This window comes from Gaetbulibacter sp. NE, from assembly GCF_025548475.1.
Lineage (GTDB): Bacteria > Bacteroidota > Bacteroidia > Flavobacteriales > Flavobacteriaceae > Gaetbulibacter_B > Gaetbulibacter_B jejuensis.
Genome location: NZ_JAOQHY010000001.1, coordinates 603,259 through 629,018 on the forward strand (window position 1 = coordinate 603,259; position 25,760 = coordinate 629,018).

The 25,760-nt window shown below is 34.0% G+C and carries 31 protein-coding genes; 14 read left to right on the forward strand and 17 right to left on the reverse strand.

Features of this window, described 5'->3' with window-relative positions; genetic code table 11:
• Positions 1-28: 28 nt before the first annotated feature.
• On the reverse strand, positions 29-418 hold the full coding sequence (locus OD803_RS02790; RefSeq protein WP_134198510.1) for a DUF423 domain-containing protein: 390 nt from the start codon (positions 416-418) through the stop codon (positions 29-31).
• A gap of 79 nt (positions 419-497) precedes the next feature.
• Here OD803_RS02790 and OD803_RS02795 point away from each other — a divergent pair, with 79 nt between their 5' ends.
• Both OD803_RS02795 and OD803_RS02800 read left to right on the forward strand, forming a co-directional pair.
• On the forward strand, positions 498-1,862 hold the full coding sequence (locus tag OD803_RS02795) for a saccharopine dehydrogenase family protein (protein ID WP_131506178.1): 1,365 nt from the start codon (positions 498-500) through the stop codon (positions 1,860-1,862).
• A 66-nt stretch (positions 1,863-1,928) separates the two neighbouring features.
• Complete coding sequence (locus tag OD803_RS02800) at positions 1,929-2,399, forward strand: Lrp/AsnC ligand binding domain-containing protein (RefSeq protein WP_262732281.1); 471 nt, start codon at positions 1,929-1,931, stop codon at positions 2,397-2,399.
• A 118-nt stretch (positions 2,400-2,517) separates the two neighbouring features.
• Here the strand turns inward: OD803_RS02800 and OD803_RS02805 are convergent, their stop codons facing one another.
• A complete protein-coding gene (locus OD803_RS02805; protein WP_131506179.1) occupies positions 2,518-3,213 on the reverse strand; it encodes a zinc metallopeptidase in 696 nt (231 codons plus the stop codon).
• Positions 3,214-3,384: 171 nt separating this feature from the next.
• Positions 3,385-6,408 (reverse strand): leucine--tRNA ligase, encoded by a 3,024-nt coding sequence (locus tag OD803_RS02810; RefSeq protein ID WP_262732282.1) that lies wholly within the window; start codon positions 6,406-6,408, stop codon positions 3,385-3,387.
• Positions 6,409-6,621: 213 nt separating this feature from the next.
• On the opposite strand from OD803_RS02810, the gene OD803_RS02815 reads away from it, so the two are divergent.
• The 8 genes from OD803_RS02815 to OD803_RS02850 all read left to right on the forward strand — a co-directional run bounded on the left by OD803_RS02815 (position 6,622) and on the right by OD803_RS02850 (position 11,791).
• Positions 6,622-7,500 carry a cell division protein FtsX gene (locus OD803_RS02815; RefSeq protein ID WP_129759528.1) on the forward strand — a complete coding sequence of 293 codons (879 nt, stop codon included), beginning with the start codon at positions 6,622-6,624 and terminating at the stop codon, positions 7,498-7,500.
• A complete protein-coding gene (locus OD803_RS02820; RefSeq protein ID WP_262732283.1) occupies positions 7,501-8,124 on the forward strand; it encodes a hypothetical protein in 624 nt (207 codons plus the stop codon).
• A gap of 37 nt (positions 8,125-8,161) precedes the next feature.
• A complete protein-coding gene (locus tag OD803_RS02825) occupies positions 8,162-8,497 on the forward strand; it encodes a hypothetical protein (RefSeq protein ID WP_262732284.1) in 336 nt (111 codons plus the stop codon).
• A 33-nt stretch (positions 8,498-8,530) separates the two neighbouring features.
• The gene (locus OD803_RS02830; protein WP_129759530.1) at positions 8,531-8,797 is read left to right on the forward strand and encodes a DUF3098 domain-containing protein; all 267 of its coding nucleotides are present in this window, start codon (positions 8,531-8,533) and stop codon (positions 8,795-8,797) included.
• Positions 8,798-8,934: 137 nt separating this feature from the next.
• Positions 8,935-9,732 carry an undecaprenyl-diphosphate phosphatase gene (locus OD803_RS02835; RefSeq protein ID WP_131506183.1) on the forward strand — a complete coding sequence of 266 codons (798 nt, stop codon included), beginning with the start codon at positions 8,935-8,937 and terminating at the stop codon, positions 9,730-9,732.
• Positions 9,732-10,424 (forward strand): tRNA pseudouridine(55) synthase TruB, encoded by a 693-nt coding sequence (gene truB / locus OD803_RS02840; RefSeq protein ID WP_262732285.1) that lies wholly within the window; start codon positions 9,732-9,734, stop codon positions 10,422-10,424. The genes OD803_RS02835 and truB overlap by 1 nt, the downstream gene beginning before the upstream one ends.
• 37 nt (positions 10,425-10,461) lie before the next feature.
• Positions 10,462-11,001 (forward strand): hypothetical protein, encoded by a 540-nt coding sequence (locus tag OD803_RS02845; RefSeq protein WP_262732286.1) that lies wholly within the window; start codon positions 10,462-10,464, stop codon positions 10,999-11,001.
• A gap of 49 nt (positions 11,002-11,050) precedes the next feature.
• A complete protein-coding gene (locus OD803_RS02850; RefSeq protein ID WP_262732287.1) occupies positions 11,051-11,791 on the forward strand; it encodes an energy transducer TonB family protein in 741 nt (246 codons plus the stop codon).
• Between the two features lie 102 nt (positions 11,792-11,893).
• Here the strand turns inward: OD803_RS02850 and OD803_RS02855 are convergent, their stop codons facing one another.
• Complete coding sequence (locus tag OD803_RS02855) at positions 11,894-12,478, reverse strand: thioredoxin family protein (RefSeq protein WP_262732288.1); 585 nt, start codon at positions 12,476-12,478, stop codon at positions 11,894-11,896.
• Between the two features lie 103 nt (positions 12,479-12,581).
• Between OD803_RS02855 and OD803_RS02860 the strand changes: the two genes are divergently transcribed.
• Positions 12,582-13,148: a DNA-3-methyladenine glycosylase I gene (locus tag OD803_RS02860; protein WP_262732289.1), complete on the forward strand. Its 567-nt coding sequence runs from the start codon at positions 12,582-12,584 to the stop codon at positions 13,146-13,148.
• Between the two features lie 11 nt (positions 13,149-13,159).
• On the opposite strand, the gene aat is transcribed toward OD803_RS02860, so the two are convergent.
• The 3 genes from aat to OD803_RS02875 all read right to left on the reverse strand — a co-directional run bounded on the left by aat (position 13,160) and on the right by OD803_RS02875 (position 15,309).
• Positions 13,160-13,783: a leucyl/phenylalanyl-tRNA--protein transferase gene (aat, locus tag OD803_RS02865; RefSeq protein ID WP_262732290.1), complete on the reverse strand. Its 624-nt coding sequence runs from the start codon at positions 13,781-13,783 to the stop codon at positions 13,160-13,162.
• 265 nt (positions 13,784-14,048) lie between these two features.
• The gene (locus tag OD803_RS02870; protein ID WP_129759538.1) at positions 14,049-14,423 is read right to left on the reverse strand and encodes a DUF3127 domain-containing protein; all 375 of its coding nucleotides are present in this window, start codon (positions 14,421-14,423) and stop codon (positions 14,049-14,051) included.
• 16 nt (positions 14,424-14,439) lie between these two features.
• The gene (locus tag OD803_RS02875) at positions 14,440-15,309 is read right to left on the reverse strand and encodes a flavin reductase family protein (protein ID WP_129759539.1); all 870 of its coding nucleotides are present in this window, start codon (positions 15,307-15,309) and stop codon (positions 14,440-14,442) included.
• 122 nt (positions 15,310-15,431) lie between these two features.
• Here OD803_RS02875 and OD803_RS02880 point away from each other — a divergent pair, with 122 nt between their 5' ends.
• Positions 15,432-16,586: a sensor histidine kinase gene (locus tag OD803_RS02880; protein WP_262732291.1), complete on the forward strand. Its 1,155-nt coding sequence runs from the start codon at positions 15,432-15,434 to the stop codon at positions 16,584-16,586.
• A gap of 12 nt (positions 16,587-16,598) precedes the next feature.
• Entirely contained in the window at positions 16,599-16,949 is a 351-nt protein-coding gene (locus tag OD803_RS02885; RefSeq protein WP_262732292.1) for a hypothetical protein, read from the forward strand.
• 1 nt (position 16,950) lies between these two features.
• On the opposite strand, the gene OD803_RS02890 is transcribed toward OD803_RS02885, so the two are convergent.
• Positions 16,951-17,340 (reverse strand): HIT family protein, encoded by a 390-nt coding sequence (locus tag OD803_RS02890; RefSeq protein WP_262732293.1) that lies wholly within the window; start codon positions 17,338-17,340, stop codon positions 16,951-16,953.
• Between the two features lie 99 nt (positions 17,341-17,439).
• Complete coding sequence (gene greA / locus OD803_RS02895; RefSeq protein WP_129759543.1) at positions 17,440-17,913, reverse strand: transcription elongation factor GreA; 474 nt, start codon at positions 17,911-17,913, stop codon at positions 17,440-17,442.
• Between the two features lie 171 nt (positions 17,914-18,084).
• Here greA and OD803_RS02900 point away from each other — a divergent pair, with 171 nt between their 5' ends.
• Complete coding sequence (locus tag OD803_RS02900; protein ID WP_129759544.1) at positions 18,085-18,510, forward strand: hypothetical protein; 426 nt, start codon at positions 18,085-18,087, stop codon at positions 18,508-18,510.
• On the opposite strand, the gene OD803_RS02905 is transcribed toward OD803_RS02900, so the two are convergent.
• The 8 genes from OD803_RS02905 to OD803_RS02940 form a co-directional block, all read right to left on the reverse strand.
• Entirely contained in the window at positions 18,507-20,690 is a 2,184-nt protein-coding gene (locus tag OD803_RS02905) for a TonB-dependent receptor (protein ID WP_262732294.1), read from the reverse strand. The genes OD803_RS02900 and OD803_RS02905 overlap by 4 nt on opposite strands.
• A gap of 279 nt (positions 20,691-20,969) precedes the next feature.
• Positions 20,970-21,374 carry an alternative ribosome rescue aminoacyl-tRNA hydrolase ArfB gene (gene arfB / locus OD803_RS02910; protein ID WP_131506195.1) on the reverse strand — a complete coding sequence of 135 codons (405 nt, stop codon included), beginning with the start codon at positions 21,372-21,374 and terminating at the stop codon, positions 20,970-20,972.
• Positions 21,367-22,932 (reverse strand): DUF4301 family protein, encoded by a 1,566-nt coding sequence (locus OD803_RS02915; protein WP_131506196.1) that lies wholly within the window; start codon positions 22,930-22,932, stop codon positions 21,367-21,369. Before OD803_RS02915 ends, arfB begins: the two co-directional genes overlap by 8 nt.
• A complete protein-coding gene (locus OD803_RS02920; RefSeq protein ID WP_131506197.1) occupies positions 22,929-23,498 on the reverse strand; it encodes an AAA family ATPase in 570 nt (189 codons plus the stop codon). The genes OD803_RS02915 and OD803_RS02920 overlap by 4 nt, the downstream gene beginning before the upstream one ends.
• Entirely contained in the window at positions 23,459-24,091 is a 633-nt protein-coding gene (gene pnuC / locus OD803_RS02925; protein ID WP_131506198.1) for a nicotinamide riboside transporter PnuC, read from the reverse strand. Before pnuC ends, OD803_RS02920 begins: the two co-directional genes overlap by 40 nt.
• Positions 24,075-24,335 carry a thiamine-binding protein gene (locus tag OD803_RS02930; RefSeq protein WP_129759550.1) on the reverse strand — a complete coding sequence of 87 codons (261 nt, stop codon included), beginning with the start codon at positions 24,333-24,335 and terminating at the stop codon, positions 24,075-24,077. The genes pnuC and OD803_RS02930 overlap by 17 nt, the downstream gene beginning before the upstream one ends.
• A gap of 2 nt (positions 24,336-24,337) precedes the next feature.
• Positions 24,338-25,063: a geranylgeranylglyceryl/heptaprenylglyceryl phosphate synthase gene (locus OD803_RS02935; RefSeq protein WP_134198488.1), complete on the reverse strand. Its 726-nt coding sequence runs from the start codon at positions 25,061-25,063 to the stop codon at positions 24,338-24,340.
• A complete protein-coding gene (locus OD803_RS02940; RefSeq protein ID WP_134198487.1) occupies positions 25,064-25,693 on the reverse strand; it encodes a 4'-phosphopantetheinyl transferase family protein in 630 nt (209 codons plus the stop codon).
• Positions 25,694-25,760: the final 67 nt, after the last annotated feature.

Here is a 25,760-nt window from a genome sequence, read left to right on the forward strand (position 1 = left end):
ATTTTAAAACTGTCACTAAAATAGCTTTTTAATCCTTTTTAAGTTTTAAAAAGTTTATCAACAAAACTACCCATGAAAGTATAAGTAGTAATCCTCCTATTGGTGTAATAAACCCTATGCTTTTAAAATCAAACGAAGACAATACATTTGTTGCCAAACCATAAATTGAACCCGAAAAAAACAACACTCCAACAAGCACCAAATAAAAGATGGTTTTCTTAGCCTTTTGGGTTACAAGAGTTGTGCTTCCTACAAACAATAATAGAATAGCATGATACATTTGGTATTTTACTCCTGTTTCAAAAGTATCAATCATTTCGGCAGAAATAAGCGACTTTAAACCATGTGCTGCAAATGCACCAAGTACAATGCTTAAAATTCCTAATATGGAAGCGGTAATTAATATAGACTTGTTCATATAAATTTAATTTTTGAGTTTTTATTGCACGTTCGATTTACTACTTTCGTGAACACAAAATTACTCAACAAATCCCATTATGCGAAAGATTTTAGTTATTGGTTCAGGAAAATCTGCATCCTATCTTATAAAATATTTACTTGAAAAATCAGAATCTGAAAACCTACTTATAATTGTTGGAGACATCAACTATTCTAGTGCCAAAAAGTTAATTGGCGACCACAAAAATGCTCAAGCTATTGTGCTAGATGTGTTTGACAAACACTCTAGAGAAACAGCTATTCAAAATGCCGACATTGTAGTATCTATGCTTCCTGCAAGATACCATATAGAAGTTGCTAAAGATTGTATTTCGTTTGGTAAAAATATGGTTACTGCATCTTATGTAAGCGACGAAATGCAAAGTTTAGACAAAGCTGCTAGAGATAAAGGCTTGGTGTTTATGAACGAAATAGGTGTTGACCCAGGAATTGACCATATGAGTGCTATGAAAGTAATTGATAGCATACGTGAAAAAGGTGGTAAAATGATTTTGTTTGAATCGTTTACTGGTGGTTTGGTTGCTCCTGAAAGCGATAATAACCTATGGAATTACAAGTTTACCTGGAACCCAAGAAACGTGGTTGTTGCAGGACAAGGTGGTGCTGCAAAATTTCTTCAGGAAGGCACGTATAAATACATTCCTTATAACCGATTATTTAGAAGAACAGAATTTTTGGACGTTGAAGGCTATGGACGTTTTGAAGCGTATGCTAATAGAGATTCTTTAAAATACCAAAGCGTGTATGGACTAGATGATATTAAAACACTTTACAGAGGTACAATGCGTCGTGTAGGGTTTTCTCGTGCGTGGAACATGTTTGTACTTTTAGGGATGACTGACGACAGCTATACTATAGATGATAGTGAGAACATGAGCTATCGCGATTTTGTAAACGCCTTTTTACCTTACAGCCCAACAGATTCGGTTGAATTAAAGTTTAGACATGCTTTAAAGATTGACCAAGACGATATTGTTTGGGACAAACTTATTGAACTAGATATCTTTAGTGCTAGTAAAATGGTTGAGCTTAAAAAAGCAACGCCTGCACAAATACTTCAAAAGATATTAATGGATAGTTGGACACTTGCCGAAGAGGATAAAGACATGATTGTAATGTATCACAAGTTTGGTTACGAGCTTAATGGTAAAAAACACCAAATAGACTCTACAATGGTAACAATTGGTGAAGACCAGACGTTTACAGCAATGTCTAAAACTGTTGGCTTACCTGTGGCTATTGCTACCTTGGCGATTTTAAATGAAAAAATTACAACTCCTGGTGTTCAAATACCTATTAACAAAGAAGTGTATGAGCCTATTTTAAAAGAGTTGGAAGCGTATGATATTAAGTTTAAAGAATACGATGTCCCTTATCTTGGTTACAATCCTTTAAACTTATAGTCTAAAGCATTACAAATCTAAATGTATTTACTACTTTTATGTTTTATAATTTCTATTTAAAACCTAATGAAAGTTGTAAATCAAAATATCCATATTGATGGTATAGACAAAAAAATTCTTCGTGCCTTAATGGAAGATGCAAGAACACCCATTCTTGAAATAGCAAGACAAGTAGGTATTTCAGGAGCTGCTATTCATCAAAGGTTACGAAAACTTGAAAAGTCTAAGTTAATTTCGGGATCAAAGTTTGTAATCAATCCTAAGGTTTTAGGATATACTACTATGGCTTTTATAGGTATATACTTAGATAAAGCCGTTAGTAACCCAGAAGCTGTACGACAATTACAAAAGATACCTGAAGTATTGGAATGTCATTACACAACTGGTAACTGGAGTATTTTTGTAAAGATACTTTGTAAAGACAATGAGCACCTAATGCAAGTTCTTAATAAAGAAATACAATCTATTTCTGGTGTATCACGAACTGAAACCTTTATATCACTTCAACAGCAAATTGACAGACAGATAAAGATATAATCTTTTGTCATCCTGAACTTGATTCAGGATCTATTGTGGATTCCGCATCAAGTGCGGAATGACAGTTCAAAAAAAAGCGTCTAAATGACGCTTATATTATTTTTTAAGATATGAAAAACTAGTCTCTTCCGCCAAATACTTGAAGTGCCCAATATAGCAATGAAGCTAAAGCACCAATTGCTGCTACTAGATAAGTTCTAGCTGCCCATTTAAGTGCATCTTCAGAGCCTTTATATTCTTCAGGAGTTACCATGTTTTTTGCTTTTAACCAAGCTAATGCTCTATTACTAGCATCATACTCTACAGGTAGCGTAATAAAGCTAAATAAGGTTGCAAAACCCATAAATACTAATCCTGCAACAGCAACCCAATATCCTAATCCTACACCAGCAGCTGCACCAAGTATTAAACCTCCTATTACTAACCATTGTGACATCCCAGAAGTTACACTTACAATAGGTACTAATGCTGAACGCATCCCTAAAGCGCTATAGGCTTGTGCATGCTGTACTGCGTGCCCACACTCGTGTGCTGCAACAGCTGCAGCAGCTGCGTTAGCTTGGTTGTACACTGGTTCACTAAGGTTTACTGTTTTGTTTTTTGGGTTGTAATGGTCTGTTAGTTGACCAGCTACCGAAATAACCTCAACGTCATAAATACCGTTGTCTGCCAACATTTTTTCAGCAATCTCACGTCCTGTCATTCCGTTGCGTAATCTTACTTTAGAATATTTGGCAAACTTTTGTTTTAATTGATTACTAACTAACCAACTTACCAGAGCAATCGCTCCAATTAATATATAATATCCAATCATCTTTTTAAAGTTTAATAGTGTAAATTTAATACTAATCTAGCAAAAAATAAGCCAAATTTAAGTTAAGAAATATTGTCATACCACTACTGTCATTACTAACAAAAGAAGCAATCTTTTGATTAAGAATTTAATGAGATTACTAGGTCACTTTGTTCCTTATAATGACAAGAACTAGCCTACAATATTCACAATCTTCCCAGGAACCACAATTACTTTTTTAGGTGTGCGTCCTTGTAGTTGGTCTTGTGTTTTTTCGTGAGCCATCACTGTTTTTTCAATATCTTCTTTACTCATGTCTAATGGTAGCTCTAGTTCAAAACGTTTTTTACCATTAAACGAAATTGGATATACCTTACTGCTTTCTACCAAGTGCTTTTCGTCATACTCAGGAAAAGTTGCAGTAGCAATCGACTGGTTATGTCCTAATTTGCTCCATAACTCTTCAGCGATATGTGGTGCATAAGGTGAGACTAACACAATTAGAGGTTCTAAAATTGCTCTACTTGTACATTTTTGAGCGGTTAACTCATTAACTGCAATCATAAACGTAGATACCGAAGTATTGAACGAGAAGTTCTCGATGTCTTCTTCTACTTTCTTAATGGTTTTATGTAAGGTTTTTAAAGCGTCTTTAGTAGGTTGGTCTTCAGTGACGTGAAAAACACCCTCCTGACCTCCCTCAAGGGAGGAATGATAGAGTTTCCATAGCTTTTTTAAGAAGTTATGTACACCAGTAATTCCAGCAGTATTCCAAGGTTTGTATTGCTCTAAAGGCCCAAGAAACATTTCGTACAGACGTAAACTGTCTGCGCCATATTCTTCACAAATATGGTCTGGATTAACCACATTGTATTTGGACTTGGACATTTTTTCTACTTCGCGTTTAACTTTAAATGTTCCGTCTTCTTCTGTAATGAATTTAGCATCCTTAAATTCAGGTCGCCAATTTTTAAAGGCTTCAATATCTAATTCATCTGAAGCATTAACAAATGAAACATCAACGTGTAATGCTCTCGTATCTCTTTTTGAAAATTTTATTAATTCTTTACAATCCTCAAAATCATCTTTACTCATAAATGAAAGAAACTTATCTTTAAGATTAATTTCTATATGATTATCTCTATCTTCTGGTAATAGCGATTCTATTTCGTCTTTTAAACCTTTAGATATGAACACATCTTGATTAAACCCTTTATTTTCAGATGAAGTTACATCGATTTTCTCTTTTAAGAATTGGTATACAAAAGCACTCGTCCCAAGTATCATTCCTTGATTAATGAGTTTTTTAGCAAACTCATCTACAGGTACTAATCCTAAATCGAACATAAACTTTTGCCAAAAACGTGCGTACAACAAGTGTCCTGTAGCATGCTCGCTACCACCAATGTACAAGTCTATTTGCTGCCAATAGTTTACGGCTTCTTGCGAGAAAATTTCTTTGTCATTATGTGGGTCCATATACCTGTTAAAGTATTGTGAGCTTCCTGCCCACCCAGGCATGGTGTTAAGTTCTAGAGGAAATACGGTTTTGTTCTCGACTGCGCTCGAACTGACAACCGTATTTGTTTTGGTATCCCAAGCCCAAACGCTTGCATTCCCTAAAGGTGGCTCACCTGTTTCGGTTGGTAAGTATTTTTCAACTTCTGGCAAGGTAATAGGCAAGTGTTGCGCGTCTATCATTTGTGGCATTCCGTTGACATAATACACAGGAAATGGTTCTCCCCAATAACGCTGACGACTAAATACAGCATCACGTAAGCGGTAATTGGTTTTTCCTTTTCCGTAGCCTAATTTTTCCAACTCATAAATAGCTGTTTTAGTTGCCTTTTTATAGTTTAAGCCATCAAGAAAGCCACTATTAGCAATTACAGTATTGTCTTTGTCGGTAAATGCTGCTTCACTAATATCAACACCTTCAAATATATTTGGAATAGGAATATTAAAATACTTTGCAAAATCATAATCGCGTTGGTCACCACAAGGTACTGACATTACAGCTCCTGTACCATAACCTGCCAATACGTAATCTCCAATCCAGATTGGGATAGGTTTTTTACTAAACGGATGCTCTGCATAAGCTCCTGTAAACGCTCCTGTAATGGTTTTTACATCTGCCATACGGTCGCGTTCGCTACGTTTTGAAGTCGCTTCAATATAGGCTTCAACCTCAGCTTTTTGTTCTGGTGTTGTAATTTTTGAGACCAATTCGTGCTCTGGAGCGAGTGTCATAAACGACACTCCAAAAATAGTATCTGGTCGTGTGGTAAAAACTTCTATTTGATGAGACGTCTCGACTGCGCTCGACGAGACAGCAGGAATAACATTAAATGTAACAGATGCACCAACCGACTTTCCTATCCAGTTGCGTTGGCTTTCTTTAAGTGAATCTGTCCAATCAATAGTATCTAGTCCTTGAAGCAAACGCTCTGCATATGCCGAAATACGCATGCTCCATTGTGTCATTTTTTTGCGCATCACAGGATGTCCACCACGTTCTGAAACGCCATTAACAATTTCGTCATTGGCTAAAACGGTTCCTAAAGCAGGACACCAGTTTACTTCAGTTTCGGCTAAATACGTTAACCTGTATTGCAATAGTATTTCTTGTTGTTTTTCAGAAGAAAAGCCTTTCCACTCTTCCGAAGAAAATATTTTAATATCATCATCGCAAGCAGCATTGACGTTTGCATTTCCTTCTTTTTCAAAAACAGAAATTAAAGTCGAAATGTTTTCAGCTTTATCACTCTCATTATTATACCACGAGTTGAACAGTTGAATAAAAATCCACTGTGTCCATTTGTAATAGCTTGGGTCTGATGTGCGTACTTCTCTACTCCAATCAAACGAAAACCCTATTTGGTCTAATTGACGACGATAGGTTGCAATATTGGTTTCGGTAGTGATTGCAGGATGCTGCCCTGTTTGAATAGCATACTGTTCTGCAGGTAAACCAAAACTATCATACCCTTGAGGATGCAATACATTAAACCCTTTATGACGCTTATAACGTGCATAAATATCACTAGCAATATAACCTAATGGATGACCAACATGTAAACCTGCTCCACTTGGATAAGGAAACATATCCAGTACATAGTATTTTGGTTTATCACTATGGTTTTCGGCTTTAAACGTATGGTTTTCTGCCCAATATTTTTGCCATTTGGCTTCTATTTCGTTGAAATTATATGTCATAATAATGCTCTCGAAGGTGAGTATTTATTTTTACTGTCGCTTTATGGATTCCGCATTAACCTTTCGACTGCGCTCAAGGTGACAACTGCAGAATAACAAATAAATTAAAAGTGCAAATTTAAGGTTATTATAACAATGTTGAAAGATTAAACGTTGTAAACCTTACGGAAATAGTTTTGTTTATTATTTTTACACCATTAACCCACAATATTTATGAGTTCATCTTTTGATAGATACCAAAAACGAAAATTAATTTCGTCATACTTTTCTGTAGTTATCAGCATCGCCTTGGTTCTTTTTCTTTTAGGCTGTTTAGGTCTTTTGGTTTTAAATGCTAAAAAAGTAGCAGACCATTTTAAAGAGCAAGTTGTTGTTACTATTTTCTTGAATGATTCTGCCAAAGAAGTTGAAATCAACCAGCTTCAAAAAAGTTTAGCCATGGCTGAATACACCAAGAAAACGGTTTATGTCTCAAAAGAAGAAGCTGCTGAGTTTATGAAAGCAGATACAGGTGAAGACTTTATGGATTTTGTTGGGTACAATCCGTTACAAAACAACATTGAGGTTTACTTAAAGGCCGATTATGTTACTAACGAAACCCTTGATGGTATTACCGAAGAGCTTGCCAACAAACAGTTTATTGAAGACATACGTTATGACAATGACCTTGTGGAACTGATGAATGACAACGTTAAAAAAATAACGTTTTGGGTACTGATTGTAAGTGCATTATTTACCGTAATTGCGGTTTTACTCATTAACAGTTCTATACGATTAGCTGTTTATTCTAAACGTTTTATCATAAAAACGATGCAAATGGTAGGTGCTACCAAAGCTTTTATTCGTAGACCATTTGTATTTAAAAGCGTTCAACTTGGTGTTATAGGAGCTATTGTTGCACTTATAGGTATGGCTTTAGTACTGTATTACCTTAACCGAACATTCCCTGATCTTGGCTTTGTTCAAAACCCTGTATTGTTAGCAATATTGTTTGCTGGTATTTTTATACTTGGCATAATTATCACTTGGATTAGTACATTTATTGCCACACAGCGTTTCTTGAATTTGAAAACCGACCAGTTGTACTATTAAATGCAAAAATACTTTTATCTATTACTATTCTCTCTTTTGATAATTTCTTGTAAAAAGAATTCAGAAGAAGATTTAATGTATAGTAGAGGTATTATTTCAGAAGGGAATTACACAAACAATTACTTTGGATTTACATTAAACTTTGAGCCCCAAACTTGGAGTATTGTTAATAAAGATATTGTAGATTCATTGAGCGAAAATGCTCTAGAAAATGTTTTTGACAATGTTGATGAAGAGACAGTCGAAGTGTCAGAATCAAACCCACTTTTAGTACTAAACAAAACTTTTTCTGATTCAGAAGATGGTTTCACTCCTAGCTTTACCATTATTGCTGAAGACTTAAGAGGTAATACTGTTTTAACCGCTCATGACTATATTGAAGCATTAAAACAACAGCTTTTGTTTTCAAATATCGACTATAAAATAAACGATAGTGAATATCCAAAAATTATCAACGGTTTTAAAGTTAGCTCTACAAACATTTTTTATAAAGAGAATAATTCTTTTCAAGATTTTATTGCTTTTGAAAGCAAAAGGTATTGTGTGTCGTTTCTACTCACTTACAGAAATTTATCAGAAAAAAAGCAACTTAAAAAAATACTTTATACACTAAAACAGAATTAATCTACGTTATAGTTTAATTAATCAGTCAATCAAAAAGTTGAAACGAACAGTTCCTTTTTTTGCCCTTGCCCTTTTTCTAATGTTTTGGTCTTGCATTATTAACAACCCTAAACCAGAAGAATGTACTATGGTTACCGCTAAAATTACCAAGATTACTGAAGGTTCATCGTATGATATTGTGTTTCATGATGACAAAACCGACTTCTTTTACATTAACAGAGGTTTGGAACGCGGATTAAATTTAGATACTCTTAACGCAAAAGTTTTAAATAAAACCGTTACTTTGCACTTACCTAAACTTTGGTTAGGTACCTCAGAACATATTGCACAACTTGCCATAGGTGATGAGATTATTTTTACAGAATTTGAGTAATTAAAATAGATTCCTGCTTGGTAGGAAATGAATATGGGAGAACAAAAACGTAAAGAAAGCGCAAAAGCCGAATTTGTTTTCGGAAAGAAAAACTACAAGTTTATGCTAATAGGTTTAGCATTTATAGCCATTGGTTTTATTTTAATGTCTGGTGGTGGTAGCGATGACCCAAACGTTTTTGACCCAAGTATTTTTAGTTTCAGAAGAATTAGACTAGCGCCAACACTTATCTTAATTGGTTTTGCTATTGAAGTGTATGCTATTTTATTGAACCCAAATAAAGAAAACAGTAAGAAGTAAACTCAGCTTCCATTTTTAATGTTTATCTGTTAGAACTACATCCTTTCTTTCGCTTTAGTTTCTACTTTGTTAATACTTAACATTTTTTCATTTGTTTTTAAATTTTCAAACGAAAAAATTCATGTACTTTTGCGCACATGGATATTATCGATTCAATTATATTAGGTATTATACAAGGACTAACAGAGTTTTTACCTGTATCATCTAGTGGACATTTAGAAATAGGAAAAGCCATTCTTGGAGATAATTTAGTTCCAGAAGAAAGCCTTCTATTTACGGTTGTACTGCATTTTGCTACAGCATTAAGTACAATGGTTGTTTTTAGAAAAGATATTTTGGACATCATTAAAGGTATTCTGAAATTTCAATGGAATGAAGACATGCAGTTTTTCACCAAAATTGTTATCTCAATGATTCCTGCTGTTATAATTGGATATAATTACGAATCACAACTGGCTGAACTTTTTGGCGGTAATATTCAATTGGTAGGATACATGTTATTATTAACAGCTTTCTTGCTGTATTTAGCCGATAAAGCCAAAGACACTAATAAAAAAGTGAGTTTTAAAAATGCTTTGGTAATTGGTTTTGCTCAAGCTATTGCAATGCTTCCTGGAATTTCGCGTTCGGGAGCAACTATATCAACTTCAGTATTATTAGGAAACGATAAAACCAAAGCAGCTCGTTTTTCGTTTTTGATGGTTGTTCCGTTAATTTTTGGTAAAATAGCAAAAGACGTTTTAAGTGGTGACATCACCTACGACAGCTCAAACTTTACAAGTCTAAGTGTAGGTTTTATTGCTGCTTTTGTTACTGGGCTTTTTGCCTGTACATGGATGATTGCTTTAGTTAAGAAAAGCAAATTGTCTTACTTTGCATTATACTGTATTGTTGTTGGTATTATTGCCATAATCTATTCTTATAGCGCTGGATAATGACTAAAGACGATGTACTTTCTGGTCAAGTTTTATTAATTGACAAACCTTTGCACTGGACTTCCTTTCAAGCCGTTAATAAACTGCGTTGGGAAATTAGGCAAGCATTCAACATAAAAAAAATAAAAGTAGGTCATGCTGGTACTTTAGATCCTTTGGCTACAGGACTATTGGTGATTTGTACTGGAAAAATGACTAAGCAAATCAATATTTTTCAAGGTCAGATAAAAGAGTACACAGGAACGTTTGTTTTAGGTAGCACTACGCCTTCTTATGATTTAGAAACCGAAATTGACCAAACCTATCCTACCGAACACATTTCAGAAGCACTCATACACGAAACCACCAAACAATTTATTGGTGACATAGAGCAGTATCCTCCTGTATTTTCGGCTATTAAAAAAGATGGTAAGCGTTTGTATGAATTTGCAAGAGCTGGTGAAGCGGTTGAAATCAAGTCTAGGACTGTACATATTTCAGAATTTGAAATTACGTCTATCAATGGTAATTCTGTGGAGTTTAGAGTAGTTTGCAGCAAAGGCACTTACATACGTTCTTTGGCTAACGATTTTGGAAAAGCCTTAAACTCTGGCGCTCACCTTTCGGTTTTAAGACGTACAAAAATTGGCGATTTTAGTGTTGATGACGCTGTTACTCCCGAAAAGTTTATTGAACAACTTGCTTCGGAATAATTATTGATAGCAAACTAGCTTTAAACCTAACAAAACCATGAAGCTATTTTTACAACTCTACTTTGCACTTTTTACTAGCCTTTTATTTTCTCAAGACACCATTAAAACACGTGGTCTTTTTTATAAAGTTTCGGCTGCTGTTACATTAACCACCAATGACGATTATAGCATTGGAAATGACGATGGTGAAACCTTTATAAACCCAAATGCTATTTTTATCAATAACACTTTAGGTTATCAGTTTGACGAACGCTCAAGTATTGGTTTAAACATAGAATACGACCGTTATTTTAAGCAAGAACTCAACTTTTTTCCTGTACACTTAAGTTTTAGATACAATGTGTTTGATTTTGATGACAAAGTGTTTGTAAGAGGAGGTTATGGTAAGATGATAGACTTAGGCAAAAACTTTGAAAGTGGTACGCTTTACAAACTAGGAATTGGATATCAAGCCTTTGATGACAACTTTAAAAACTCGTGGTTGATTGGGTTAGATTTTAACCGAAAACGCTTTGGATTTAGGCAAACCGAAAAGCTATCTAGTGTATCATTTTTTTTAGAATTTATGCTCTTCTAATCTATTTTCCATATTTTAACGTATATATTGCGTACACAAATCTTAACGTTTGGAATGGATTGAACGACATAAAGCAACATTAATTACGGTTCTTTTAGCAGGCATCATACTATTTGCTATGTTTAGTTTTCATATTACTAAACAGCAAGAATTTATTGCTGAAAGTTTTTACGAAATAGAACCACCTACCAAAGAAGAGCTTAAAGAACTTGAAGCTTTAAAAGCTCTGGAAAAAGGACTAAAAACGACTAATCAAGCTTATAACGAAGACGAAGAATTCAAGGAAATGATGAAGAACTTCAAATCCATGAATGCCAATGACTTTGATCGTACCACAAAAGCCCTTGAAGAAGAAGCTTCGCAAGAACTAAATGATGTGGTTACTTCATCGTCTTCCTACAACAGTTCTAGTGGCTACTCTGTTAACAAAGACGAACTCAACCGTTATAAAAAAGCAAATGATGTACTTGCAATGCGTTCTCCTGAAAAGCGTGAAAAAAATCAAAAAGGAAATGCTATAAGTACCTTAACCTACTCTCTAAAAGGAAGAGAATTACTAGATTATAACACACCTAGATACTTGTGTGAAGACAGTGGTAAAATTGTAATAAACATCACAGTAAATGCTGATGGCTTAGTAACCGATGCTTATATAAACAGCTCTTCTACAACTCAAAATGAGTGCTTAACTGAACATGCTTTGGAGTATGCAAAATCGGCTACTTTTGATGCTTCAACCAACAATTCGCAAATAGGCTCTATTACATTTTTCTTTAAAGGAAAAAACTAGTTCTCGATACATACCGACAGTTTCTGTCGGCATACTCGAACTGACACTTCTATCTGTTTTTTATAATTGTTTTTAAAAATAATCGGCAGCTATAGTTTTCAATTAGACTCTTAATAACTGTAACACATCTTTAATTACAGTTTTACCTTTATCTTGATTGTACCAACGCTGTAAGTCTTCTTTAAACTCCGCAGATAGTGTTCCGTGTTTTGCTTTAAAATCGTTTACCAATTTAGTTGCTTCACTTGGTCTTGGTCCATAAGTATCCACCACTTTTTGCGTAACGTTATCAGTCATAATCAGTTTTGGGATAGACTTTGCTCCATTGGTTAAATACTGATTCATTAACTCCTCGTTTTCATCTCTAAAAACTAGTTGTAGTTCAATACCATCGTTAAGTTCAGCTATTTTATTTAACACAGGCACTACATGTGCTGCATCACCACACCAACTCTCGGTAAGTACTACCCAAGTAACATTTCCTTTAAAAGATTTTATACGTGCTTGGTCTTCTTCTGAAATTTTTACGGTCTTGTCCCAACGCTTCATTCTTCGGTCGTTGAGCATTGTGTAATTCACCAATGCTTCAGAAGCATCGTTACCAGTTGTTGATTTGTTTTCAACCAATTCAGAAACCAACTCTCTGTATTGACTGTATGATAGTTTTGTATCTATATTTGGGTTCATAATTGTATGTTTGATAAAGCAAAAATAGTATCTTGTACGCTCTTGTTTTATGACTAATGTCATGAATAAGTCTAATTTATAATAAAAAACTTACAACTAAGTTATGCAATCAAAACACAGATGCGGTTGGTGTGTTGGAGACGACCTTTACGAAGCTTATCACGACCAAGAATGGGGAGTTCCTGTTTATGACGATGATACTCTTTTTGAGTTTTTAATATTAGAAACCTTTCAGGCAGGATTGAGTTGGATAACCGTTTTACGCAAACGCGAAAACTTTAGAAAAGCCTTTGATAATTTTGACTATAAAACCATTGCTAACTACAAACAAGCTAAGATTGATAGTTTACTACAAGATGCTGGTATTATACGTAACAAGCTAAAGGTAAACGCAACCGTTACCAATGCCAAAGCATTTATGGATGTTCAGCATGAGTTTGGAAGTTTTTCAAAATATATTTGGGGATTTGTTGATGGCAAACCTATAAAAAACACGCTTAAAAACTACAAGGATGCTCCTGCAACCACTGCGTTAAGTGATGCCATTAGCAAAGATTTGAAAAAGCGAGGCTTTAAGTTTGTGGGTTCAACCGTTATTTATGCGCATATGCAAGCCACAGGTATGGTAAACGACCATGAAGTGGGTTGTTTTAGATATGATGAGGTTTAGTTGAAAGATTTTTACAAATACCCTAAAAACACCTCTCTATCTATGTCTTCTGCACCTAAACGCTCTAAATGATTGGTATAGACTTGGCAATCTATAAGCTTGTAATTGGTGTTTTGTATAAAGGTTATAAAACCTGCTTTACTCGCGTTACTTACTTTGGCAAACATACTTTCACCACAAAACACACCATTACCAACATCTACACCATACAAACCACCAACCAACTCGTTGTGCAACCAGACCTCAACAGATTTGGCATAACCTAATTGATGTAATTTAGTATAGGCTTCAATCATGGTTTGGGTAATCCAAGTTCCATCTTGTCCGTCGCGTTTTGCCTTAGCACACTCTGTAATTACTTGTGTAAATGCTTGGTTTACGGTTACAACAAAATCGGTGTTTCGCAATACTTGTTTCATGCTTTTTGAAACTTTGAGCTTTTCAGGAAATAGCACAAATCTTGGGTCTGGAGACCACCAAATAATAGGCTCGTCTTCGCTAAACCAAGGGAATATCCCAGATTTATAGGCCAACAATAAGCGTTCAACAGACAAATCGCCTCCAATGGCTAAAACGCCTTCAGGTGAAGCTGAGGTTATTTCAGGAAACGCTATGTCGTTATTTAAAATGTGCATTATTACTAAAACGTTTTCGTTGATTTTTTACTGTTAAATATGGCTTAACACTTTGAAAAACAAACATTTTTAGCCATATTTGAGTAGACCTTTACTAATTAAATTTTGTTCATCATTGCTTTTTTTTGAGTTTGTTTGTAAAGGTCAAACCTAAAACCACATTATAAAGTCCTGAAGTAATTCAGGGCTTTTTTTATGCATTAAAAATAAAAAATCCCAATGGGTTTACATTGGGATTTTCATTAACACTTATTTTGGTTGCCAATTAAAATGGCAAATCGTCATGGTCATCTTCATTTAAATCGCCAGCAGGCTCAAATGCTTCTGCTGGTGGTACTGGTGGCATATCACTAGAGGCTTCTTGTTGTAAGTTTTCAATTCTCCATCCTTGTATAGAATTGAAATACTTGGTTTCACCTTGTGGGTTAACCCATTCTCTTCCTCTTAAATTGATGCTTATTTTTACTGGTTGACCTACTTGATAGTTATTTAACAAATCGGTTTTATCTTGAATAAATTCTACCATTATATGCTGAGGATATTGTTCCTCAGTAGTTACAACAATTTCTCTTTTTCTAAACCCATTACTTCCAAAAGTTTGGGTTTCTCCAATCATTTTTACTTTTCCTTGTATTTCCATCTAATATTTAATTTACTTATGATAATAATAACTTCCACGCACTACTTACATCGCCATAACTTAAATAGTTTCGCGCTATACTATGCTTTTGGTGGTGAGACATGTTTTTAATATTTGGATAATGCTCGCTTACAGTGGTTATAAACGCATCAATCTCCTTTTGGTTAGGTAACTCTTCTACATTACCCAACATACCCAAATCATTTCCTGTCAACACCATACTGTTTTTAACTTCTTCAGGCATTGCATCGACACCTATACCTAGTGTTGAGAGTGGTTTAGGAATTTCAAAAAATCCTTTTTTAGCTCTGTTATAATAGCTTCCACCTGCTCTAGCAACTAAGTCTAGTTTTTCTTGGTCTATAACTTGGTTGTCGTCCAGTACTTCTTCTGTAATATGGAATTTAACTACCTCACATATTACCAAATTACCTGCTCCTCCTTCGGTTCCTAGTTTAATAACATCGTTTACCTTACACTCAAATTGAATAGGCGATTCGGCTACTCTAAAGGGTTTTACCACATCAGATGCTAACATGGTTAAACCAGCTTTATCAAACTCGTTAATACCTTTAGCGTATTCGGTACTACTTAATGATGCTTGATGTACCATATCATAATTCACCACATTAATGACCACTTCTTTTATAGCTTCAACATTTTCTAAAGTGTGTTTTACTGTATTATCTCTTACACGTCGTGCAGGAGAAAATATCATAATTGGCGGATTAGCACTAAACACATTAAAGAAACTAAAAGGTGACAAGTTTGGGTTACCGTCTTTGTCTATAGTACTTGCAAATGCAATAGGTCTAGGCGCTACAGCACTTAATAAATAACTATGAAGTTTTCCTGTTGAAAGGTCTTTTGGCTCAAAAGATATCATTACACCATTGATTTTGCACAAATGTAACCATATTAGTACTGTTATAAAAATGATTTGAAGTAGTTGATGTACAATATTATTAACAGATTTGCATTATATTTAATTATTGTAAACATTTTATAATGACATTTACCGCAAACAAGAACATTCTACGCTGGACCATTATTATAGTTTCTTTTATTATTATCTCGTTAATACTTTGGAATACCTATATTTTCTTTCAAAATTTTAAACAAGAAGAGCGAATAAAAATGCAAAATTGGTCGTTTGCTCAAAAAGAAGTTACCAAAACCACAGACCTTGATGGTGACATAGGTGAATTACCTTTAGAGATTTTAAGAAGCAACTCCTCTACTCCAATGATTTTATTGGATGCAAAAGGAAATGTAACCAGTAGTAATAATATTGATGAAGAGAAAATTCAAGATCCTGAATATGCTAAAAAGTTAATTGAACAGTTTAAAAAAGAAAACCAACCTATTGAAATAAAATATAAAGACAAGATTTTTTCTACTTTATACTATGGTAACTCTCCTCTATTGAATAAGTTGAAGTATTACCCAATGGCATTGTTGCTTATTATTTTCCTGTTTATAGCTGTGGCCTACTTTTTTTACCGAAGTGCTAAAAATGCTGAACAAAATAAACTCTGGACAGGAATGGCAAAAGAAACAGCACACCAAATTGGGACACCATTGTCTTCATTAGTTGGTTGGACTGAAATTTTACGTTCTGAAAACGTAAATCCAGATTATATAAAAGAAATTGAAAAAGACGTCAATAGGCTTCAAACCATTACTGAACGCTTTAGTAAAATTGGCTCTGTACCAACACTTAAAAAAACTGATATTGTACAGGAAACACTAGACTCTTACGATTATTTAAAAGCGCGTTCTTCCAAACTTATAGATTTTGAAATCACTACTCCCGATGCTAATATTTTTGTAAACCTCAACGCTCAACTTTACAGTTGGACTATCGAAAACCTTGTAAAAAATGCTATTGATGCCATGAAAGGTAAAGGCGAGCTTAAAATAGCAATAGTTGAAGATGGTAAATATGTAAAAGTAACTATTAGCGACTCAGGAAAAGGAATTCCAAAACACCAATTCAATAAAATTTTTGAACCTGGTTTTACCAGTAAAAAGCGTGGCTGGGGATTAGGACTTTCGTTATCCAAGCGTATTATTGAAGATTATCACAAAGGCAAGATAAAAGTCTTACAGTCCGAAATTGGTAAAGGCACCACAATGTTAATCAGTTTAAAATTAGTTTAGTACATTTGAAGTATGGCTAAAAAGTTTTTTACACTAAAAGAAGTTAAACTTAACAACAATTGTCCTGAATGCTACTCCAACAATGGATTGCAACTCACCTTTAAGCAACAGTTTGTTGAAAACGCTTTTTACAAAGCCATTACCGAAGAAACCACACAATCTATGTCTTGCTCTACCTGTGATACTGATATTTTCCCAGTACGTTGGACTGATGAAATTGAACGTGTAGTTGCTTACCAAAAACGCGCTGCTAAGCCTAAACCAAAATCTTTAAAGCTAAAAACCTTAGCTTGGGTACTTATTGTTTTAGATTTGCTTATCATAGCAGGAGTTGTCCTGTTTGCTATGGGAGTTTTTGGGTAGTTTACATAAACGAAGCAATACGCTTTGCTGTAGCTTCAAACGCTTCTTTATCCATTCCAACTTTTGAAATAAAACGAGCATCTTCCATTGAGTTTAACGGAATAAGATGTACATGTACATGAGGAACTTCTAGCCCAATAACCGAAACACCTACACGTTTACAAGGCACTGCTTTTTCTAGCGCAATAGCAACGCTTCTAGAAAACTCCATTAAACCTATATAGGTCGCTTCGTCAAGATCAAACAATTTATCTACTTCAATTTTTGGAATACAAAGCGTGTGTCCTATCGCATTAGGGTTAACATCCAAAAATGCCAAATAATCTTTAGTTTCAGCTACTTTATAACAAGGTATTTCACCATTTACAATTTTTGTGAATATGGATGCCATTTTTTAGGTTTTAGGTTACTTAGTTATTGCACTATTTGTAAATATAAAAAGATTCCAACGTATGTGGAATCTTTTAGCATATTATTATGTCGTGAAAGCTTATCGGCTTATCTCTAAAATATCAAATTTCATTATACCATTAGGTACTTGTATATCGGCAACATCTCCTACAGATTTTCCTAATAATCCTTTACCTATTGGAGAGTTAACTGAAATTTTTCCTTGCGCCAAATTAGCTTCACCATCAGCAACCAAAGTATAGGTCATTTCCATACCATTGGTTTGGTTTTTAATTTTCACTTTAGACAATACCAATACTTTTGAGGTGTCTAATTGCGACTCATCAATAAGTCTTGCGTTAGCCAAAGTTTCTTCTAACTTAGAAATTTTCATCTCTAGCATACCTTGAGCTTCTTTAGCTGCATCGTATTCAGCATTCTCACTCAAATCACCTTTATCTCTAGCTTCGGCAATTGCTTGTGACGCTTTAGGACGTTCTATATCTTTAAGTTGGTTTAACTCTTCTCTTAATTTTTTTAATCCCTCAGCAGTATAATAAGATACTTTACTCATAACTTCATCGTTTACTTTATAATTAGCTTTGCGACTTTATTCAAAATATCCCGATGCTTATGCTCGGGACTAACGCAAAAAATCTCGCTCACACGAGATTATGACACAAATATACAAAATATTTATTTCACTATTTATTTTGTTTAAATTGCAGGCTTATAAATTCATGCTATGAAGAATTTTTTAACACTACTTACCTTTGCATTATTGGTATCGTGCAGTAAAAGTGACGATAACAACAACTGCAATTTTTTACAAAATTTAGGGGTTAACGCAAGTATTAACCTTAACCTACCACAATACAGTCAATTACAGTTTACGAGTAACTCTGTATATATTCCCAACCAAGGTAATGGAGGCATTATTGTGACCAATGTTGGCTCAGGACTGAGAGCATGGGATGCTGCAGACCCTAGCCACACAGCTAGCAGTTGCTCAATCATGACTATTGATGGAGCAAATGCTAAGTGTGGTTGTGGTGATGAAAATGAATATAGCCTGTTTATTGGTCAGCCTCTTAACGAAGCATTACCTTGTGGTCTTAAAGAATACAGAGTTACTCCAACTGGAAGTAACACCTATAGTATTACTAATTAAAATCTTAAGGTTGCGCCTACTAAAAAGTTAGTAGTTGCCTGCGGATAAAAGCCTGCACCTTCAATTGTTTCAACTTGTCCTGGATTAGACCAAGTATCATCGTAGGTGTAATAATATCCGTTAGACTCATATTTTTTACCAAACACATTGTTTACCAATCCTGTTAGCACTATAGATTTGAAAATAGAATTGGTTTTAATTTCATACATGATATTGAAATCGTTAACAAAATAGCTATCGAGTTTTGAAGCCTCAGCATCAGTATTTCCCATAAACTGCTCACCAACATACTTGCTTAAAAAAGACATTTGAAATTGTGGTGTTGGTTGAAATACAAAAGCATTAGCAGCAATAAACTCTGGTGAAAATGAAATATTGGTTTTACCAAGGTTTACTAGCTCGCCATCAATTGAGGCAACAGTTTCTTTGTTTTTATTAGAGCTAATGGTAAAATTAGGTTGCACTGAAAACTTAGGCGTTATGGCTAAAGCTGCATCAACTTCTAAACCTAACCTATAGCTTTCTCCACTGTTGGCTCTTACAGGACTACCAACATCATCAATAGTTCCTGTTAAAACCAATTGCTCGTTATATTGCATATAGTAACCATTAATATTAAGTCTAAAAGTTTCTTTACTGTATCTCCAACCTAATTCAAAATCGTTTAACTGTTCTGGTTTTACATCAGGATTGTTTTCAAAATCATCACGTTTTGGTTCTCTGTTAGCTCTTGCATACGAGAAATACAGGTTACTTGCTGTGTTTAACTTATACGTGACACCTGCTTTAGGATTGAAAAAACTGTAGTTTTCATCAATATTAAATGGCACTCTATCTGATGTCTCTCCTGATGTTTTATAACCTACATTTCGCAATTGTAAATCACCATATAAACTAACTTTATCATTCAATCTGTAGGTTGCTTTTGCAAATACACTAAAATCATTTTTCTTACCATTTCCGTCATAATAATGGTCTCTTATTTCACTATTACTAGCATATTGAGCCCAAATTATTTCTCCAAAATGATCGCCATCATAATTACTATAAGATAACCCTGAAATAACATTTATAGCATCGTCTTTATAATTAACGTTAGCATTAACTACATAAAAATCGTTATCTAACCATCTACGTCTAATCAAATCTGTTTCATTGATAGTTTCACCACCAATGGTGATTTCTTCTAAATCATAATCTGAAAAGCTTTCGTCTTCTTTATACTGCTCAAAATAACCATGACCATAGGTATAGTTAAGCCCTAAGTTAGTTGACCAATTGTTATTGTAACGTTGGTTCCAGTGTAGCTGATAGTGATCTTGCTGGTAATTATCAACCTCGTTATCGTAGAAGCGTGTGTTACCATCTTCGTCAGTATACATACCTGCTGTATTGAAGGTACGATCATTTTCTAGTTTATCTAAATCTTCCAATCCATTCCAAGATTGATAGGTAATTTCTTTACCAGAAAAAGTAATAGCTTTAATTAAAGTATTAGCATCAACATAAGCTGCTTGTAGAAAATAGGATTTTAAATCAGAAGTTGCTCTGTCTATATATCCATCAGATTTTATTTGAGACAAACGACCTGCAATTTCAATATGGTCATTTAACTTTCCTGTGCTAAACTTTAAGGTGTGTTTTCTAGTATTATAACTACCAAATGAGTTTGAAATTTCGCCATAAGGCTTTTCAGAAATTGCATCGGTAAGCACATTAATACTAGCTCCAAAAGCTCCTGAACCATTAGTAGAGGTTCCTACTCCACGTTGCAATTGTAAGTTTTCAACTGAAGACGCAAAGTCCCCTAAATTCACCCAAAATGTTCCTAATGACTCTGCATCATTATAGGGAATTCCGTTAATAGTTACGTTTGTAGATTGCGAACTAATACCACGAACTCTAATTCCTGTGTAACCAACTCCTGCTCCAGCATCGGTTGTAGTAACAACTGACGGTAAATAATTTAAAAGTACAGGAATGTCTTGACCTAAGTTGCGCTTTTTAAGATCTTCTTTTTTTACGTTTGTGTGAGTAATTGGCGATGTTGCCTCAACACGAACTGCTTTTACTAGAACTTCGTCTAGTTTTTCTACTTCGGTAGAATCTTTTTGTTTTTCTTGTGAAAATGCACTGACAGATAGCACGAATAATGCTAAAAATGCGAATAAGTTTTTCATTACGATTATGTTTATAATCGAATAAAAAGAGGTAATTATTCTTTGGTTAATAAATAACTATAAAATAGAATACTTTAGGTTGTTCCGGATACAGCATTAAGTATTCACAGTCCCTAAACAGCATTACCTGTTCTAGGTTCATTGGGTATGATCTCAGCCACTTATTGGCACCCCTTTTTGAGAACGCTGCAAAATTAATGAACTAATTTAGACTTTAAAAGACTTCTCGAAACAATTTTTTGTTACTTAAAAAATCACTGATAGTAATACCTATGACTTTTAAATTTCAGGAGGTTTTCTATTGGCTTTTTTTTCAGACAGTTGCCTTTTGTTTTGAAGTCGTTTTTGTTTTACTGCCTTAGGAACAGCTGTCTTTTTTCTTTTTTTAGGAACTATCAAACCTTGTTTAATAATTTCTAAAAAACGCTCAATTACAAGTGCTTTATTTTTATGCTGACTTCGGCTTTCACCACATTGTAAGATAAGTACATTTTGGTTGCTTAATCTTGTTTGTAGGTTTTTGAGCAAGAGCTCCTTTTGTTCCTCATTTAAAACTGTAGATGCTTCAACATTAAAAGTCAATTCAACTTTAGAAGCTGTTTTATTAACGTGTTGTCCACCAGCTCCAGAACTTTTTATGGCTTTAAAAGATAATTCGGTAAGTAAGAGTTCTTCGTCAAGCATCACTTTTTATTTGGTGTGGTGCTTTTAATAAATCGTTTACCGTTTTTACAGGATTAAACGTAATAAGAGGTACTTCAACAAAAACCGTGTTCCAGTTAGACATGCTTCCATTCCATAAACCAGGTAGCTCAAGTGCTTTTAAATCTTTTCCTACTTTAGTCTTCATGGTAATGAATGCTGTTTTTGGGTCTACAAAGTCAGTTAAATCAAACTTTTCTCCTTTATAGTTTTTAACACTGCATACAATATCAACAGGATTAAAGTGTGTAGATTTTTTTAAAATGGCTTTTTGTGGCTTGTTTTTCATGTTTATTTGAGCAGACTCCACTATTTGAAGCGACACATTTCCGCTTTCGTCTTTTACCCAAAATGGTCCACCTCCTGGTTCACCTTCATTTTTCACCATTCCGCAAATACGTATTGGTCTATTAAGTTTTTCTCTTAAATATTCAATTTGGTATTTAGCTTTATATTTTTCAAACTCAGGAGAAATTTTTACCTGTAATTTATTAAGAAGAAATTCAGCAATTTTAATCAGTTCGTCTTCGGTTGTTTCTTCATCATCCAATTGCTCCATATATTTAAACGAGGTTTCTTGAAGGTTTAGTAAAACGCCTGCAAGTAACTTTTTGTATTTAGCAACTTCAGTCTTGTACTTATACACCACAACATTATCAATGTTTTTAATAAAGATAATGTCAGCATTTAGGTCGTTTAAGTTCTCAATAAGCGCTCCATGACCTGATGGCCTAAACAACAATGTACCATCGTCTTCACGAAAGGGTTTGTTTTTTGGAGTTACTGCAATAGTATCAGTAGATTCTTTTTGGTATGAAAACGAAATATCAAATTTTGCGCCTGTTTTTTTCTCTACTTTTTCCTGAATTCTATTGAACTCATTCTTGAATTTGTCTTTATACTTTTCAGAAATTGTAAAGTGCAGTTTAGTTGTTGCATTTGTTGAAGAATACAAAGCCGACTCAAATAAATGCTCTTCAAAAGCCGTTGAGATTATTTTGTTTTTGTATTCATGAAAAGGCAATAAACCTTTAGGGAAATTACCATAGTTAAGCTTGTCTTCATCTAACATAGTTTTTACAAACAACAATGCTTGATGACCTGTACTTAGCGCTTTATAATTAGGATATTTTTCATTGAGCATATCCATAACCTCATAATAAAACGGAAACTTTTCTAAACCAACCATAAACATAGACAGATTACTGTTTTTTGTTCTGTTTATATAGGCATTTAAGGTTTCAGCTTCAGGGTCATAGTCTTTTATAAACTGAAATAAAAACTTAAACATGCGAGTTGCAGCACCAGAAGCAGGAACAAATTTTAAAACGCATAGGTCATTTTTTTTACCTTCAAACACGTTTATATAATGTTCAACCTCAGTATCAGTATACCTGATAATTCCATCACCAATGGTAGCTGCTGACACAAGGTTAGAAAAAGGTAATCCTGTTACAAAAAGTTCTATTTGAGACTGGACTTTTCTAAGCGTTAGACCTTTACTTTCAATTTGTTTTAAATCTGAATCTGAAAAACTCATGTATTGCTTTTTAATAATTGATCAATGTGTTTTATGGCAGTTTCTAGACGTTCACTTTTATTTCCTTTAAGCAAAACATAAGGTTTTTTATGCTTGATTAATGCACTTTCAAACGCTTTAAACATACGTTCTCGCTCATTGGGTTTATCACGTAAATCGTCTGCCTCCCAAGGCGTATCAATATACGTTAAAAAGTATAAACTATAGGTGTTCTCTAAAGCAAATTTTTCTAAAATTGGATCGCAAGTCCCTGAGTAGTACGCTTCAGAATAAACTTTGGTTTCTAACAAGTCGGTATCGCAAATCAAAACAGTATTTGTTTTTTTAGCTAGCTCATTTTCTAAACGTATTTGTCCAATAGCAATTGGCAGCAAGTCTTTAGGTTCGCAGGTTTTACGCTCATTGTTCCATTTATTTTGAAGGTACTCACGTGCATACTCTGGTACCCAAACGGAATTATAATGTCTAGCTAACTGTCTAGAAAGTGTTGTTTTGCCTGTACTTTCCGGTCCAAACAAAACTACTTTTATGCAATTTGCTGGTTGTTGTTTAAGTTGTTCTTCCATGCTTTATATCCATAAATAGCTATAATAGTAAATAAAAAATATTGAAAAGACGTGAAAATTAGACCTTTATAAAAATATAAGGGTACCGAAATTAAATCTCCTATAATCCAATATGTCCAATTTTCTAATTTCTTTTTTGCCATTAACCACATACCAACAAAAAATATAGCAGTTGTAACAGTATCTACATAAGCTGTCCAAGAATCAAACTTATCATTTACTTTATAAATTAGAATCACAAAAAGAATTGTAGCTACAAAAATAACTGCACCCCACAAGTGTTCTTTTTTTGTAGTTTTTGTTACTGGCACTTCTTGGTTATTATCATCTTTTCTTGTCCAGAAATACCAGCCATAAATACTCATAGAAAAGTAATAGGCATTTATAAACATATCTCCTAAAAGACCATAAACCCAAAGAATATAAACAAAAATTGCTGTACTAATAATTCCTGTTGGATACACCAAAATGTTTTCTTGCTTGGAATACCAAACACTTAAAAAGCCAAAGAAGACTCCTATAAACTCAAGAACTATTAAATATGTATCTATACCTTGATACTGTGAAAATAACCAATCAAAAATGTGGCTCATAATCGTGTCTGTCTGATTTTACAATTTTCATATACAGTAAGCCTCTTTCCACAAGTTCAAATGCTTCTTTTATTTCGGTTGTAAGCACCTGCATAACCTCATCATACTCACCATAAACCTGAGTGCTTAATGGGTTTTCTAATACTTTAAGATTTGAAGCTCTCAACTTTTTAATAAAATGGATGATTGATGGTTCAAAATCGTCTTGTAATGGTGTTAATGTTAGTTCTACTGATATTTTCATATTTATTTTTTTAAACTGTCAAAAAATGATTCGTCTTCTTCAAAAGCGGTTCCTATAACCACAACATCTGCTCCTGCTTGATATGCCGCATTCATTTGTGTTTTACTTCTAATTCCTCCTCCTACAATCAACGGAATATTCAGTTCACTTTTCACTTTAGAAATAATACTTTCTGAAATTGGTTCACATGCTCCACTTCCTGCTTCAAGATAAATAAGTTTCATACCTAAAAGCTCTCCAGCTTTAGCTGTATTTACTATATGTTCACTATTGTTTTTAGGCATAGGTTGGGTTTGAGTAACTCGTTGTACAGCTGTTTCTTTTCCGTTTTCTATAAGTAAATATCCTGTTGGAATAATATCAAGCTGTGTGCCTTTTAGTTTTGAAACTGCTTTTATATGTTTACCTATTAAATATTCTGGGTTTCTTCCAGAAATCAATGATAAAAATAGTAAGCCATCAGCTTTATTTGTAATTTGAGTAACATCTCCTGGAAATAAAACAATTGGCAATTGCGTGTGTTTTTTTATTTCATTAACCAAAATATCTGTAAGCTGTTCTTCTACTTCACTTCCTCCAACAAAAATATGAGTTGCTATAGACGCGTTAACTTTACTAATGAATGCTGGTGTATGTTCTATTTGAAACTTATCAGGATCAATAAGTACTGCCAATAACTTTTCGCCACTAGAAACAGACTGTACTATGTTTTTGTAAATCTGTTTCATTTATGATGGTAAAGCTAACGCACAGGTAAATCCTTCAAACTCAAAAAAGGTAGTTTGGTAACGGTATTTCTTATTATCATAATCAATCCAAGCTATTGTTTCTTCGTCTTTCATCATAAATGAAATTACCAATGTATGCTGAAAAAAGCTTAAACCTGGTGTTGCAAACAACTTATACAAGGACTCTTTAATACACCAAATTACAGTAAGCTTATTAATATAATCCGTTGCAGTTTTATCGAGATATTCAAACTCATACTCAACAAACTTTTGAGCAATAATGCTTATTTTTTCTCGTTGCTTTTCAATATCAATACCTACTTCTTTATCGCTTACTACAACTGCCGAAAATATAAACGAATGTGTTATGGAAATATGCTTTCCATCTTTTAGGTGTGGCTTTCCATTTTCGTCATAAAACAAATCGGCATCAGTGTATCCAAACTCTGCTAGTAAATGTCTCACGCTTAAAAAACCACGCTGATGCAACTCGCTTTTCATACCTAAAACACGAGTTTCGCACTCTGGTCTTAAAAACATACCTTGCTTTAACTGGTTATAAGATTCTGTAATCTTCCAAATTTTAACAGTAGTATAAGAATTAGGAGTAAGGGTTTTATATAGAGGCATTTATTATTCTGAAAGTTATTAGTTATCTTTGCAGTCTCAATTAATTTTACAAAGACAAATATACTAA

Excerpts from the sequence above, each read along its gene's own strand:
- OD803_RS02790 (WP_134198510.1), bottom strand. The coding sequence starts at position 418 with ATGAACAAGTCTATATTAATTACCGCTTCCATATTAGGAATTTTAAGC.
- OD803_RS02795 (WP_131506178.1), top strand. The coding sequence starts at position 498 with ATGCGAAAGATTTTAGTTATTGGTTCAGGAAAATCTGCATCCTATCTT.
- OD803_RS02800 (WP_262732281.1), top strand. The coding sequence starts at position 1,929 with ATGAAAGTTGTAAATCAAAATATCCATATTGATGGTATAGACAAAAAA.
- OD803_RS02805 (WP_131506179.1), bottom strand. The coding sequence starts at position 3,213 with ATGATTGGATATTATATATTAATTGGAGCGATTGCTCTGGTAAGTTGG.
- OD803_RS02810 (WP_262732282.1), bottom strand. The coding sequence starts at position 6,408 with ATGACATATAATTTCAACGAAATAGAAGCCAAATGGCAAAAATATTGG.
- OD803_RS02815 (WP_129759528.1), top strand. The coding sequence starts at position 6,622 with ATGAGTTCATCTTTTGATAGATACCAAAAACGAAAATTAATTTCGTCA.
- OD803_RS02820 (WP_262732283.1), top strand. The coding sequence starts at position 7,501 with ATGCAAAAATACTTTTATCTATTACTATTCTCTCTTTTGATAATTTCT.
- OD803_RS02830 (WP_129759530.1), top strand. The coding sequence starts at position 8,531 with ATGGGAGAACAAAAACGTAAAGAAAGCGCAAAAGCCGAATTTGTTTTC.
- OD803_RS02835 (WP_131506183.1), top strand. The coding sequence starts at position 8,935 with ATGGATATTATCGATTCAATTATATTAGGTATTATACAAGGACTAACA.
- truB (WP_262732285.1), top strand. The coding sequence starts at position 9,732 with ATGACTAAAGACGATGTACTTTCTGGTCAAGTTTTATTAATTGACAAA.
- OD803_RS02845 (WP_262732286.1), top strand. The coding sequence starts at position 10,462 with ATGAAGCTATTTTTACAACTCTACTTTGCACTTTTTACTAGCCTTTTA.
- OD803_RS02855 (WP_262732288.1), bottom strand. The coding sequence starts at position 12,478 with ATGAACCCAAATATAGATACAAAACTATCATACAGTCAATACAGAGAG.
- OD803_RS02860 (WP_262732289.1), top strand. The coding sequence starts at position 12,582 with ATGCAATCAAAACACAGATGCGGTTGGTGTGTTGGAGACGACCTTTAC.
- aat (WP_262732290.1), bottom strand. The coding sequence starts at position 13,783 with ATGCACATTTTAAATAACGACATAGCGTTTCCTGAAATAACCTCAGCT.
- OD803_RS02870 (WP_129759538.1), bottom strand. The coding sequence starts at position 14,423 with ATGGAAATACAAGGAAAAGTAAAAATGATTGGAGAAACCCAAACTTTT.
- OD803_RS02875 (WP_129759539.1), bottom strand. The coding sequence starts at position 15,309 with ATGATATCTTTTGAGCCAAAAGACCTTTCAACAGGAAAACTTCATAGT.
- OD803_RS02880 (WP_262732291.1), top strand. The coding sequence starts at position 15,432 with ATGACATTTACCGCAAACAAGAACATTCTACGCTGGACCATTATTATA.
- OD803_RS02885 (WP_262732292.1), top strand. The coding sequence starts at position 16,599 with ATGGCTAAAAAGTTTTTTACACTAAAAGAAGTTAAACTTAACAACAAT.
- OD803_RS02890 (WP_262732293.1), bottom strand. The coding sequence starts at position 17,340 with ATGGCATCCATATTCACAAAAATTGTAAATGGTGAAATACCTTGTTAT.
- greA (WP_129759543.1), bottom strand. The coding sequence starts at position 17,913 with ATGAGTAAAGTATCTTATTATACTGCTGAGGGATTAAAAAAATTAAGA.
- OD803_RS02900 (WP_129759544.1), top strand. The coding sequence starts at position 18,085 with ATGAAGAATTTTTTAACACTACTTACCTTTGCATTATTGGTATCGTGC.
- OD803_RS02905 (WP_262732294.1), bottom strand. The coding sequence starts at position 20,690 with ATGAAAAACTTATTCGCATTTTTAGCATTATTCGTGCTATCTGTCAGT.
- arfB (WP_131506195.1), bottom strand. The coding sequence starts at position 21,374 with ATGCTTGACGAAGAACTCTTACTTACCGAATTATCTTTTAAAGCCATA.
- OD803_RS02915 (WP_131506196.1), bottom strand. The coding sequence starts at position 22,932 with ATGAGTTTTTCAGATTCAGATTTAAAACAAATTGAAAGTAAAGGTCTA.
- OD803_RS02920 (WP_131506197.1), bottom strand. The coding sequence starts at position 23,498 with ATGGAAGAACAACTTAAACAACAACCAGCAAATTGCATAAAAGTAGTT.
- pnuC (WP_131506198.1), bottom strand. The coding sequence starts at position 24,091 with ATGAGCCACATTTTTGATTGGTTATTTTCACAGTATCAAGGTATAGAT.
- OD803_RS02930 (WP_129759550.1), bottom strand. The coding sequence starts at position 24,335 with ATGAAAATATCAGTAGAACTAACATTAACACCATTACAAGACGATTTT.
- OD803_RS02935 (WP_134198488.1), bottom strand. The coding sequence starts at position 25,063 with ATGAAACAGATTTACAAAAACATAGTACAGTCTGTTTCTAGTGGCGAA.
- OD803_RS02940 (WP_134198487.1), bottom strand. The coding sequence starts at position 25,693 with ATGCCTCTATATAAAACCCTTACTCCTAATTCTTATACTACTGTTAAA.